The following is a 14,915-nucleotide window of genomic DNA, read 5'->3' as shown; positions in this document are numbered from 1 at the left end:
TGTTTTACTTGTAATTTATTAATTATTAAGCTTTTACAACGGTCATTGTTGCCTCTGAAGTTACTTTTTCACTGTTAGGTGAAGTGTAAACTGCAGTTATTGTGTAGTTACCTACCTTCATGCTTTCAGGTATGGTGTAATTTACAGTTACCTGACCGTTAACTACTTTGGCATATATGACTTTACCGTTTGTGTCTTTAAGTGTTTTACCGTTTACTTTGAATATTACTTTACCTGTGTTTATTGTGTTGTCGTTGAATGTTGCTGTGAGTGTGGTTGTGTTACCAGAGGTTGTGGTTACATTTTCTGTGGTGAGTGTTAGTTCTTTTGGTGTAACTGTTATCTCTGTTTTTTCGCTTGTTAGTTTGTCGTATTGTGTGGATCCTGTGTATATTGCTTCTATTGTTGTGCCATTTTTAGTCCAGTCGGCTGGTACTATGTAGTTTTCTATTGTTGCTACTCCGCCTACTACTTTAGCGTAGATTACTTTGCCGTTTGTGTCTTTTAGTGTTTTACCGTTGACTTTGAATGTTACTTTTCCTGAATTGATGGATGTGTATGTTTCATCGTTTGCTAGGATTCTTGCGGTTATGTTGATTGTTTCTTCTGCTTGTGAATTTATAGGATCTATTATTAGTTTTATTTCTATGACTTTTATTGTTATACTATCTTCTGATTCAAAGTATTGTTCTGTTTCATCGTATTTTGCCGTGATTGTTGTATCACCGGTTTGGTTTGATGAGAAAATATAGTTATATTCGCCATTTTCATTGGTGTTGACTGTTTGGTTTTCGTCGTTTATTGTCACAGTTATTTCTTGGTTTGCTATTGGTTGGTTGTTTTCATCCGTTAATGTGATTGTTATTGGTGTTGTTTTGTTTACAAGCACTTTTTCAGTTGCTGTTATTGTTAGTTGTGTTTGTTGAGGTATGTATAATTCTTTTGTAGTGGTTGAGTAGTATTCTGCATTATCATAGTTGATGTTTATGTTTCTATTTGAATTTTCTGGTAGTTGGAACTTGATTGACACGATTCCATTTTCTACATTTGTTTGGTTTAGTGGGTTGTTGTTTTCGTCTGTAATTGTTATTGTTCCTTCATTTATGTTTTCATCCAGAACATTTTTAATGCTTAAGTTTAGTGTTATTGTTTCATTGTTTGTTAATGCTGTTTTGTTTATTATCACATCACCCTTTTGTGTGTTGAGTGGGAATTTTGTTTGTGTTTGTAGGTTATAATCTGTTTCGGTTACTGTTATTGTGAAGGTGTTTTTGTCTAACCATTCTTCTGTTACTTTTTCTGTTATTGTGGCTATTCCGTTTATTATTTCTGTTTTGTATTTGAGGTTGGATATTGTGAATGTTGCATTGCCCTCTTGTAGGGGGTTGTTTCTTTCATCTTTGAATGTTGCTGTTATCGTGGCATATTCATTCAGTTTTGCGGTGAAATCTTCTACTTCTATTGTTACATTTGTTTTTACGAAATTAATGTTTAATTTTGTGTTGTTTTCTTCATATTTATTGTTTGCATCATAATACCATATTCTTAATGGAATTGTTTCGTTGTTTTCTGTATATGAGAAGCTAAATGATGTCATTCCACTTGTTAATGTATTATTTGTTAAATATATTCCATCAAAATATGCTTCTATAAAACCACTATTTACTGGTGTATCATTAATTAGGTTATTAACTGAAACATTTATTGTTACAAGCTCATCTTTAAACATTTTCTCAGGATATTCTACCTGTATTTCGATAGGATATAATGGTATGTTATCTTCAACTTTAACTTTTGTTGGGGCAATGACATTATCATTACCTAAGTAGGATGTTGTGATTAATTGATTGTTTTTTACACTATTTGTGGTTTTGTCAGAGTCTTCATCGAAGATTATTGTATTGGGGGATGTTGTGTTGATAGTGTTGTTTTCTATGGTTATTCTCGCAGAGTTGTAAATAGTTATTGGTGTGTTTTGAGTATTGAATGTACAGTTTATGATGTTGATTGAACTTGTATCGTTTATTGTTAATTCTTGGTAAAAAGTACAGTTTATGATGTTAATATTACTTGCATTAATTTTTACTGTTGCATTAAATAAACAATCTTTAAAAGTAATATCATTTGTGTTAATGTTAACACTTGGATGAATTCTACCATTGTCTACAAATGAACAATTTGTTACATTTGTATATTCTGAACCTTCATTAAATGATACATTTCTAGCAAAAGTAGATACACCTAAAGATTCCAATCTTTTGTAGATTCCAGTGATGTTTACAGGTATTGTAACATTGAGAATTTGATTATGTGAAATCATTATTACTTCTGTTTCTTCAGTAATCTGTTCATTTATTAATGTTTGTATATTTTTACCAGCTAATATAAGTTGGTTAGGTTTAATACCAATATTTTCATGAGTAATATATGAATTTTCATAATAGGTTACATTTCCACCATTAACAATTGAATTGTATGTTTCAATATTCTTAGTATTACCTACATATATACAATTTATAACTCTTAAACTTGTTACATTAAATGCTAAATTAGAAGAATTTAATAAAGTTAATGTAAGATTATCATAATAATTATTTATATCTGAAATTTTATTATTTTTTATATCAGAAAGGGTAACATTAAATATTATCATATCATTCTCATTAAATAAATTATCTTTAAAAGAGTATCCTATCAACATACCTCTAGGATTTAAAACCTGATCAAGATATGTATCTTTATTTTCGCTTGTTAAAACAAAGATTGCTGGTTTATCATTATTTATATTTGTATAAATTGTGGAATTATTTATAGCATTAACTCCTTTTCCATTTAAACTTCCAATTGAATTATTTGATATTGTATTGTTTTCTCCTGTTATAGTGATTGCGTATTCTTTATCTGTGAAGACTGTATTATTGTCGATAGTACTATTATTACCTACAATTTGTAGTATATTGGCGATATTGTCATGGAAGTTTACATCATGGTCAATACGAACATTTGTAAAAATATTATTTGAACATTCCACTTTTGATAATCCTACAAGTGAATCAAAAGAATTGTTTGCTACAATACCAGGGAATCCTAGGCTAGATGTACCTCCATAAATGGTATTATTAATAAATGTTATTTCATCAACTTCAGTAACTGTTCCGTAATCAGGATCACTGTATTGTGACATTACTGCTGTACCTGTACGATTAATAATGTTGTTTTCAATAACGTGTCCTCTACCTTCTAATACCATCCCTACACATATAGCTGTATCTTTAGATGTATTGATAGTTCTTATATTATTATTTCGAATTGTGATATTAATGTTAGTATATGGAGTAATAGTTTCATCAACATTATATGTTGTTAAGTATAATAAATTTCCAATAGAATTACCATATCCTTCAATAGTGTTATTTTCGAAGAGACAATTATATGCAACCGCAAACACTACATTACTATGACCACCATTAAATGAAGTTTTAAAATAACTATTAGTTATAGTGATATTTTCTGATCCATCGCGGACAGAAACAGCACCAACTCCATAACCGATACTTTGATTTTCATTAATAAATGTAATATTATCTATTTGTACATTAGTAGTATTTTCAAGTCTAATATGTGTATTATAAAAATATAATCCTGTAATGTTAGTTCCTGAACCTTCTTTAATAATTTTCAAAGCACCATTATGTTCTCCAGGATTGGAAGATGAATATAAATTAATATATGAATTATTTTTTGAAGAAATTAAGTTCACAGCTTTATCAATAGTTAAATTGAACTTATAACTATCTAGTTTACCATCAATATCAATAGTATCTCCATTAGATACATTATCATTAAATTTATTGTCAGTTACATATTCTTTAAAATTACCACTGTTTAGAACTATAGTTTTTGGGGAATTTTTGACTTCTTTATTAGTTGTTATTATTTGTGTATCTTTTTCAACATTTATTTGTGTATCGCTTGATTTTTCAATAATGTTGTTTTCTTCCATAGCATTTATGGAAGTTAAAGAAATAATTAAACAAAAAATAAAAAAGAAAAAGAAAATATTTTTTAATTTCATTTTAATCACGGATTAAATATAGTATTTCCAGTTCCATTATCTAATACAAAATCATCATAGTAGAATGGTGTAGTTGTATCTCCATTAACATATAAAGTATTGTAAGTAATATCAGAATTATTACAATCATCTAATATTACTGCATATGATATTATACTATTATTGTTTTCTGTAACATCGATATAATTTCCATAGATTAATATATTCTCTGATGTTTCATTGATTTTTATTCCTGTTGTTTCAGGATATATTGCATCGTATATATAATCACTTAATGTTATTGTATCACCAGTTGAATAAAATGTGTTATCAGTTATACTAATGTCAGATGAATTGTATATTCCAAGAGCCATGACTACATTGCCTGTTACATTTACAGTGTTATTGGTTACGTAAGTCTCTTCCACATTATTTAATTCAATACCATATGCAATAGTTGAGTTTAATGTTATTTCATTATCTTCAATGTATATATTATAAGATTCACTACTACTTGCTCCATATGTTGCAGTTGAAACTACTATTCCATAGGAAAAGGCTTCATAACTTGCTGTTGTATTAGTTATCGTTGTACAGTTTCCATATATTTTATTTCCTTTAATTGTTGAATCTGTTCCTGCGGATAATTGTATACCACATAGTTGATTGATAGTTTCCATAGTGATAGTGTTATTATATACAGTTATATTTTTTACAAATTCACTTAATGATATACCATAATTGTATTCAGATCCCGTAACGTTCACATTGTTATTTTTTACAGTTGTATTTTCAGAACCGCCTTTTACAGTTATTCCATCAGCTGTTGACCATGCAAAAGGAGTGAAACTCGATGAATCATTCACCGTTACAGTATTACAGTTTATTCTACTATTGTTAACATTACTGTATAATATTCCACTAACTTGTACTGCTCCAAGCCATTCACCTGTTGAATTATCCCATCCCATGGATTGTGGTACTGCTGAAACATTTACTATATTTTTACATACTGTCGTATTATTGGAATTTGATATTTTTATTCCAAATGTTTCTTGTGTGGTAGTTTTTGTTACTGTAATAGTATTGTTTATTACTTCAACATTATCATAACCTGTTGCAGTTATTGCTGCACCATATGCATTATTATCATTTTCAATTATTAAGTTTTTTATAGTTACATCATCTGAGTTTATGACAAATTGAGTATCTTCAAATGTTGCTCCTGAGATTGATGTAAAGACTATAGGTGATGTTATACTTATACTACCACCTGTTAATGTACTGGTAAATGTTCCAGAAAATTCTACAGCGTCATAATCATAAATATTACCAATATCGTTCTGGTAATTGTTTGGAGTAATGGATATTGGATTGCTGTATGTTCTTCCTGTACAACTTTGTGTTTCTTCTTCCGTATTTAATTCATTTAATTCAGTATTATCAACGTTTGAAACAGTATTTGTAGTTTCAATTATTTGAGGTGTATCAACAGATTCTATATCTGAAACATCAACAGTTGTATCATCCACTTCGGTAGCTGAAACTGCCCCTACTGCTAGGAAGAAAATTATTGATAATAGGAAAAGTTTATTGATATTTTTCATAAATATCAACCTCCATAAAAAAAACAATCATTTTATTCAAAAGTATAAATTGTTTCATATAATGTCATTTAACCATTAATCTTAATCAACTACAAAAATCCGTTTCAATGGGTTTACTGAATTTTAAATTGTCTCAATAAATAAAATTTATATTCTTTATTTATTACTAAACTGTTTATTTTTTATGGTCAAGTTAATTTTTTTTGTAATTTATTAAGGTAATTAATATTATGTCTATCAGTTATATTAATATTTACTTCATTATATTAAAAATTATATTGATTAATAAGATTTATTTTATATTATTAAAAACATATCATTTAGGATATGTAGTATCATTATTGATAAATGGGCAGGATGATGATTACAAAAAGATATGCGGTAGTACTCTGAATTAAAGGACATGGAATATTTTTTTTCTGTCCATAATATTTATGTGAATAATTTAGGGATAGTTTCTTCTGGTTCTAAAATGTTTTTTAATGAACCCCTCTTATTCTTACTATCTTAAATCTTATTATAAACCATTAATTTTTAGTTTTCATTTGGTTGGAATATGATTTATCTTTTATATTTGTTTTAATCGATTTTTTTTATATATTATTTGTATTGGGGTTCTTAATTGGGTTAAAAGGAAGGCGAGTATTTTTTATTAGGTTGGATTTTATTAGGTTAAAATAATATAAAGAGGAATTATTGGGTTAACTTCATATACAGTGAATTTTATCCACTTTTTAATTTTTTTCATATTTTTTTTCAATGCTGTCAACTTAATTTTTGATTCGTGTTGTTTGATATTATTTTTTCTAGAAAATTTTTTTTTGATTAAAAGCTTCTTCTTAGATTATAAGGGTATTTTACTCGTCGTTTGATTTTTCTGTTTGTTGAAGGTCTGTTGAATTTATGATCCGTGGTGAATTTCACTGCTTTACCTATTAAATTCTTCAATCTTATTTTAATTTCTGTTAATGGCTTTAATACCATCTTGATTAAATTATTTTTGAGACGTCCAATTCCCAAATTGGTGTTTGATCGTTTTTCTTTATCTGATTTTTCTCGTAATTCTTTATTTTCTTGTTCTAGTTCTTTTTGTGCTTTGTTCTGTATTGCCATTTGTAAATTAAAGAGATATATTTGTGAATAGAAGTCTTGTTCAATTATAGTTCTTCTTTTTCCAGAAAAATTTTCTATTCGTAATTTATTTTTGATTTTTTCATAATTTAATTCGATTTCCCACCTCATTTTGTATAATTCTTTGAGTTTGTGAATGTCAGCTTCTGCTTCAGATAGGTTAGTAAATAGTATTTCTGTAACTCCATTGTCTAATATAGGTTTACTTATTCTTGTTTGATAATATTCCATATTTAATGCTTGTTTTTTAATGTTTTTATCTTTGATATTTTGAGTTCTATTAGAATTAATTTCTAATTGTACTGTTTCATCACGAGATTTCATAGCTAATATTTCATTTTGATAGTATCTTCCATTGGATCTGAATAAATATTTAATACCTTTGTTTTCAAGGAATAACATTAATTCAAGTGATATATAACCTCTATCAAAGATTACTAATGTTTTTTCTAAGTTAATTTTTTCTTCAATATTGTATATATGTTGTTTAACTAATTCTCGTTCATTAGATTTATAATCACCTAAAATTACATCAACTACAAGGTTATATTTAGCATCTATTAACATAGAAGCTTTAACACTCGGTGATTGGGATAAACAATAGTATCAGGTGCAACATTAAATTCTTCTTTAGTAATTTTAATATTAGGTAATTGAAAATCAGAACCATCAACTAATAATACAGATACTCTTCAAAATCATGCTCAAATTCAGAACTATTAAATACATCCTTAATAAAGTCAATATTCATATCCTTAAAGATTTTAGGTTTAATTAAGAGTCGTTGCTTTGATAAAGCCTGCTTAGAAATAATTTTAGATGCATCACCCCAACGTTCTTCAACATACTCTTCAATCTCAATAACACTACTACGACCTTTATTAACTAAAATAAAAATCACATAATCCATAAAACTCCATTTACGAACCCGAGTAAAAGTTTTACGCCCATACCAATACTTATAATCATTATAATCCTCAATCCTACAAATAGAATTCTCAACCTCAACCATGAAATTCATAAACAAACACCATAAATACTATAAATTCAAATAAAAATGAACATGATAAAACTACAACTTAAATTAAAAAAATATAGAAATCATATTCACTAATAATAAATATATAACTACTAATATATAAATATAACCATAATTAATAATTAAAAATAAGATTAAAATAATAAACAGTTACAATAAATACTATTAAAATAAACAAAGCACTAATTATTTAAAATAAAGAAAAAATAATAAAAATAACAAAAATAAAAATAAAATAATAATTTAAAATAAAAATAGACTAAAAAATTAATAACTCACTAAGTTGACAGCATTGTATTTTTTTTGGTAAGTGGATGTCTGTTGTAAAAACTGATATATTGGATTAAAATGTGTTTTAAGTGGCTATGTTTTTTCATTATATGAAAGTATAGGGAGTGGTGAAAAATATTTAATGGTATAAAATTTAGTTACTTTTAATATTTGTGTTAGGAGATGATATTGTTATATAAAAAGAGAGAATAAAATAGTGATGGAATAGTTATGAAAACTTCCATCCTATTTTTTTAAGGTTTAATTAATTGTTTTACTTGTAATTTATTAATTATTAAGCTTTTACAACGGTCATTGTTGCCTCTGAAGTTACTTTTTCACTGTTAGGTGAAGTGTAAACTGCAGTTATTGTGTAGTTACCTACCTTCATGCTTTCAGGTATGGTGTAATTTACAGTTACCTGACCGTTAACTACTTTGGCATATATGACTTTACCGTTTGTGTCTTTAAGTGTTTTACCGTTTACTTTGAATATTACTTTACCTGTGTTTATTGTGTTGTCGTTGAATGTTGCTGTGAGTGTGGTTGTGTTACCAGAGGTTGTGGTTACATTTTCTGTGGTGAGTGTTAGTTCTTTTGGTGTAACTGTTATCTCTGTTTTTTCGCTTGTTAGTTTGTCGTATTGTGTGGATCCTGTGTATATTGCTTCTATTGTTGTGCCATTTTTAGTCCAGTCGGCTGGTACTATGTAGTTTTCTATTGTTGCTACTCCGCCTACTACTTTAGCGTAGATTACTTTGCCGTTTGTGTCTTTTAGTGTTTTACCGTTGACTTTGAATGTTACTTTTCCTGAATTGATGGATGTGTATGTTTCATCGTTTGCTAGGATTCTTGCGGTTATGTTGATTGTTTCTTCTGCTTGTGAATTTATAGGATCTATTATTAGTTTTATTTCTATGACTTTTATTGTTATACTATCTTCTGATTCAAAGTATTGTTCTGTTTCATCGTATTTTGCCGTGATTGTTGTATCACCGGTTTGGTTTGATGAGAAAATATAGTTATATTCGCCATTTTCATTGGTGTTGACTGTTTGGTTTTCGTCGTTTATTGTCACAGTTATTTCTTGGTTTGCTATTGGTTGGTTGTTTTCATCCGTTAATGTGATTGTTATTGGTGTTGTTTTGTTTACAAGCACTTTTTCAGTTGCTGTTATTGTTAGTTGTGTTTGTTGAGGTATGTATAATTCTTTTGTAGTGGTTGAGTAGTATTCTGCATTATCATAGTTGATGTTTATGTTTCTATTTGAATTTTCTGGTAGTTGGAACTTGATTGACACGATTCCATTTTCTACATTTGTTTGGTTTAGTGGGTTGTTGTTTTCGTCTGTAATTGTTATTGTTCCTTCATTTATGTTTTCATCCAGAACATTTTTAATGCTTAAGTTTAGTGTTATTGTTTCATTGTTTGTTAATGCTGTTTTGTTTATTATCACATCACCCTTTTGTGTGTTGAGTGGGAATTTTGTTTGTGTTTGTAGGTTATAATCTGTTTCGGTTACTGTTATTGTGAAGGTGTTTTTGTCTAACCATTCTTCTGTTACTTTTTCTGTTATTGTGGCTATTCCATTTGTTATTTCTGTTTTGTATTTGAGGTTGGATATTGTGAATGTTGCATTGCCCTCTTGTAGGGGGTTGTTTCTTTCATCTTTGAATGTTGCTGTTATCGTGGCATATTCATTCAGTTTTGCGGTGAAATCTTCTACTTCTATTGTTACATTTGTTTTGGTAAATGTTATGTTAACTCGTTGTACATTGTCTTCGTATTTGTTGTTGGTGTCATAGTACCATATTTTTAATGGTAGTGTTTTGTTGTTTATTGGATATGAAAGGTTAAATGAGGTTATTCCGTTTGTTAGTGTGTTGTTTATTAAGTACATTCCGTCAATGTATGCTTCTATGAAACCACTATCGACAAGTGTGTTGTTGAATGTATTGTATACTGACACATTTATTGTTGCTGTTTCATCCTTGAACATTATTTGAGGATATTCTACTTGTATTTCGGTAGGGTATCGTGGTATGTTGTCCTGAACTTTTATTTTAGTCTGTGCAACAACATTATCATTACCTAAATATGATGAGGTTATAAGTGTATTGTTTTTTACACTATTTGTGTTTTTATCGGAGTCTTCATCGAAGATTATTGTATTGGGGGATGTTGTGTTGATAGTGTTGTTTTCTATGGTTATTCTTGCTGAGTTGTAAACGGTAATTGGTGTGTTTTGAGTATTGAATGTACAGTTTATGATGTTGATTGAACTAGTGTCGTTTAATGTTAATTCTTTGTCAAATGTACAGTTTGTGAAGTTAATATTATTTCCGTTAATTATTACTGTTGAATTTAAAAATAAACAATTGCTAAATGAAAGCTCATCTGTATTTATTTTAATTGTTCTGATACTTTTTGCAGGTGCGAAAGAACAATTTGTAACATTGGTATTTTGAGAGCCTTCATTAAAAGTCACATTATTAGTAAAAGTACTGATGTTTGTTTCTTGATATTTTCCTGTGATGTTTACTGGTATTGTTATATTGAGAGGAGTATTATACTGTTTGATTATTATTAATTCCTGATTTTCTTGAATATTTTCATTAGCAAGCGTTCTTATGTTTTTATTATATAATAAAACTTGATTTTCATTAGGACATATCCCTTTATCATATATATATGAATTTTCACTATAAATTACATTCCCACAACCACTAATAAAAGAATTGTATGCTTCAATATTTACATATGCAGCTACTTGTGAATTGATTACCCTTGTATTTGTCACATTAAATACGATACCGCTTGAATTTAATAGATTTAATGTAATATCTCCATAATAATTGTAAGGGTCTGAAATTCGATTTGGAGATATATCAGCAACAGTAACATTTAATATTAATGAGTCGTTATCGATAAATTTATTATCTTTTAATGAATAACCTGTAATTATTCCCCTAGGGTTTGTGATAGGTTCAACATATGCGTCTTTATTTTCACCCGTAATAACGAATATTGCTGGTTTATCATTGTTGATATTTATATAATTGGTTGTATTGTTTATTGCGGCTTCTCCTCTTCCATTAATACTTCCAATTGAATTATTTGATACCGTATTGTTTTCTCCTAGTATTGTGATTGCATATTCCTTGTCTGTGAAGAATGTATTATTGTCAACGGTATTGTTATCTTCGATTATTTTAAGATGGTTTGCAGTATTATCATGGAAATATATATTGCTACCTATATTAACATCGGTGAATCTATTATTTGAACATTCAGCTTTGGATATTCCTGCTGTATCATAAAATGTATTGTTTGCAACAATTCCTGGGAAAGCTAGACCAGATGTTCCACCATAGATTGTATTGTTGGTAAATCTCATTTCACCCAGTTCTGTTTCTGATCCATATTCTGGGTCACTATATTGACCTGTAACTGCCACATTGGAATGATTAATTATATTATTTTCTATAACGTGTCCATATCCTTCAAGTACTAACGCCCAACAAATATTTAAATCTGTTGACACATTATATGACTTGATAATATTGTTTCTGATTGTTATATTCACATTGTGTGGTATAATATTTGTTGTATCTACATTAAATGTTGTTAAATATAATAAGTTTCCAATACCAATTGTATGCCCATTACAATAACCTTCAATAGTATTGTTTTCAAATAGACAGTTGTATGCTACTGCAAATACTACATTGCTGTGTCCGCCATTATCTAGAGTTTTGAAGTAACTGTTAGTTATGGTGATGTTTTCTGATCCTTCACGTATGCTTACTGCTCCTACATTTTGTCCTATGGCTGCATTTTCATCAATACATGAAATGTTGTTGATTGTAACATCACGTGTATTTTCTATGGATAATCGTGTGTTGTGTAATTGTATTCCTGTGATGTTTGTACCAGCACCCGTTGATAATATTCTAAGTATACCTCTTTCACTTTCACCATAATTAAGATATTCTCCTGTATGAAGATTGATGTATGCATTATTGGAAGAGATAATGTTCACTGGTTTTGCAATGTCTAAAGAAAACTTAGAGCCATCTAATTTTCCTTGAATATCTATGGTATCTCCATCGGATACATTTTCATTAAACTGCTTATCAGTAACGTAATTATTGAAATTAGTACTGTTAAGAACTATTGTTTTAGAAGAAGTTTTAACTTCTTTATCAGTTTTCATATTCTGATTACTTTTTTCAATTTCTATATTCTGATTATCACTACTTTTTTCTATAGTGCAGTCATTATCTTCAACTGCACTAACACTTGATACAGCAAATACTATCATTAATAGTGCAAGTACAGAAAACAATATTTTTACATTATTGTTCATAATTTTTCCTCCTATTTTATAAATCAATTTCTTTTTGATAATAAAGTTTAAAATGAATCTATCTTTGAAATTAATGAGGATTGGATTTGTATTGAATTATTGTAGTACTAGTTTATTAGTAGATTTATTAATGCATTATTTTTATCAATCCATGTATTATAGTATACTTTGTAAAATTTTATGTATGTTCAAGTGTACTTTATTATCATGTATATTTTTTATAATTTGATATATTAAATGTATGCTTTTATAGAGTTATATGCTTATTAATTTATACAATTTTATTGATTTAATTGAAGTATTACTCGTTATTATTTTTAGAATTGATTATTTTGCTTGTTTTGTATATTTTTTTATTAGGTTTTATATTTGGATTTGAAGGAAAAGATATGGTATATTTTATTATAGTGGATTTTATTAGGTTAAAAATGAAATAAGGGGCAAATTATTAGGTAACCTTTATATTCATATAATATCCATATATTTTTTTTGCTAGTAACTTCTTTTTTGCCTGGTTTAGTATTTGTTCGTGAAATTATTTTTATAATGAAATGATGTTGTAAAAGTGAGGTATGTTGGATTAAAAACGTGTTTTAAGTGGCTATGTTTTTTCATTATATGAAAATATAGCGAAGTGATGGGAGAAAATATTGAATGGCATATAAATTTAGCTATTATTAATAGTCCTTTATGTGGGGGAGGATATGGTTATATGGTCGGATAAGTTAGAAAGGTTGCTCTCACATTCTATCCTCATTTAACATTAGTCAATATTGGTCTTTTTCTTGCCTACCACTTCATGGATGTTGGGAGTAAGATTAGGCTTTACCTATCATGCAACCTGCTGCTGTTACCAGTAACGCAGTTTCAAGGGTGAATAACCCATTCAACAAGGTTAATTGTATCCGTTCAAATTGATGTCAGACTAACAAAAATCCAAATAAAGAAAGAATATAATGTGTGATCAAAATTAAAGACAATTGCTTGTTGCACAAAAAGGGTTGAAATGGGGGATTATCTGATTAACCTGTAATTTGGATGTAAAAAGGTATAAATATCCATAAATTCGCTTTCATCCATATCATTTATGTAGTCGTTGATATATTCCAGTTCATATTCTTTCAACAGCTCTTCTTTTGCATTTTTTCCAAGCTTCAGCATGTGCATATTTTCTTCTTTTAGCATGTCTTCCAACAGTTCTATGCTGTGGGTATACTTTCTATTTTTCAATACGACCCATTTCTTGTCTTTAACATAGCAATCGGGATGTCTGGCTATGAAGTTTTCGGTGTTTTTGACATCCGTCACCAAAGGACCATAATGCAGTTTCAGCTTGGATAATGTCGCAACTTCATATTCAATCAGGATATGGGCTCTATTATTGTCGTCGATGTAGTATTTTGCCTTCAATACCTTAAAGTCATGGCTGTTTGATATTTTCTCCAGTGAATTGCATGTCTTGTTGACCTGCGGATATATTACGTCTGTCGGTAGCTGGGGCATATTGAATGACAGCATTAGACAGGTGGTATTTCTATCATTGAATTCATTTATCAGTTCAATCCTGTCTGTTTTGACCTTTCTGTCCTTGAAGTATTCCGGTGATGGATTTTTAAGGTAGTTTCTTGAAGCGACGATAAATTCCGAGAATTTCTGCATGGTCAACGCAGCCGCCACATTCCTGTTTTTGTCTGTAGGATCTATTGCTATTAATGCGTCCTTGAAGTTTTTGCATGTGCCGTAGTTTTCCAGGTCAATCTCTTGATGCAACCTCCACTCGGATGCATTCTTCAGCACGTTTTCAAAGCTGTCATATTCCAGTATCAGCAGTTCGCACAGGTATCCTGAAAAACCGCTTACCTTGTAATTGGCGCCGTAGGTGTTTATTGCACTCATGAACTTTTTGAGAAGCAGCACTTCATCCGCTTGCCCGTCGCTCATATGTGACTGAATGTAATCGGTATGCAGTATCGTCCTGTCAACCGCCGACTTAAGCTGGCTTGAATCACTGATTCTATAGCACGGCACAAAGTCTATTTCAAATTCTTCTATAAGGCCGGTCATATAGGGGTGTGATGCATATCTTTTTTCAGCTTTGCCGCCTGCTTTATCTATACAATATTCACCTAACAGCAAACCGTATTCCTTCAGCTTTTCTTCGCTGTACTCCAGTGGAAATGTCATGAATATGTCTATGTCCGCCTTTGATTTGAGTGAGGTTTTTTTGGCCATTGACCCGACAAGCCTGCATTCAACGTCAAGATTTAATTCTTTGGCATATTCTAGTATGATATTCATCAGATTATCACTAAACTTTAGGATTCTCTTTCTTTGTTCAATAGTAGGCTTAATGTCGGCTAATATTTCATCATATATAATAATCACCTTGTTAAAAGGGTATTTGCTTTATTCAATCCAATATGGATTCATTCAAATCCAATAATA

Annotated in this window: 5 protein-coding genes and 1 pseudogene; all 6 read right to left on the bottom strand. The window is 29.2% G+C overall.

Annotated elements, in window-relative coordinates; translation table 11 throughout:
• Positions 1-25 precede the first annotated feature (25 nt).
• Positions 26-4,003 (bottom strand): Ig-like domain-containing protein, encoded by a 3,978-nt coding sequence (locus AW729_RS06860; RefSeq protein WP_112124408.1) that lies wholly within the window; start codon positions 4,001-4,003, stop codon positions 26-28.
• Positions 4,004-4,080: 77 nt separating this feature from the next.
• Positions 4,081-5,661, bottom strand: coding sequence for a right-handed parallel beta-helix repeat-containing protein (locus tag AW729_RS06855; RefSeq protein WP_112124407.1), 1,581 nt, complete (start codon positions 5,659-5,661; stop codon positions 4,081-4,083).
• 825 nt (positions 5,662-6,486) lie between these two features.
• A pseudogene (locus tag AW729_RS06850) lies at positions 6,487-7,365 on the bottom strand (transposase); the annotation flags it as partial.
• 100 nt (positions 7,366-7,465) lie between these two features.
• Positions 7,466-7,813, bottom strand: coding sequence for a hypothetical protein (locus AW729_RS06845; RefSeq protein WP_112124405.1), 348 nt, complete (start codon positions 7,811-7,813; stop codon positions 7,466-7,468).
• A 583-nt stretch (positions 7,814-8,396) separates the two neighbouring features.
• Positions 8,397-12,470 carry an Ig-like domain-containing protein gene (locus AW729_RS06840; protein ID WP_112124404.1) on the bottom strand — a complete coding sequence of 1,358 codons (4,074 nt, stop codon included), beginning with the start codon at positions 12,468-12,470 and terminating at the stop codon, positions 8,397-8,399.
• A gap of 1,014 nt (positions 12,471-13,484) precedes the next feature.
• A complete protein-coding gene (cca, locus tag AW729_RS06835; RefSeq protein ID WP_112124403.1) occupies positions 13,485-14,855 on the bottom strand; it encodes a CCA tRNA nucleotidyltransferase in 1,371 nt (456 codons plus the stop codon).
• Positions 14,856-14,915: the final 60 nt, after the last annotated feature.

The organism is Methanosphaera sp. BMS (assembly GCF_003268005.1).
GTDB lineage: Archaea > Methanobacteriota > Methanobacteria > Methanobacteriales > Methanobacteriaceae > Methanosphaera.
Note: the sequence above shows the minus strand (reverse complement) of the source record. Positions and strands in the feature narration are given on the sequence as shown.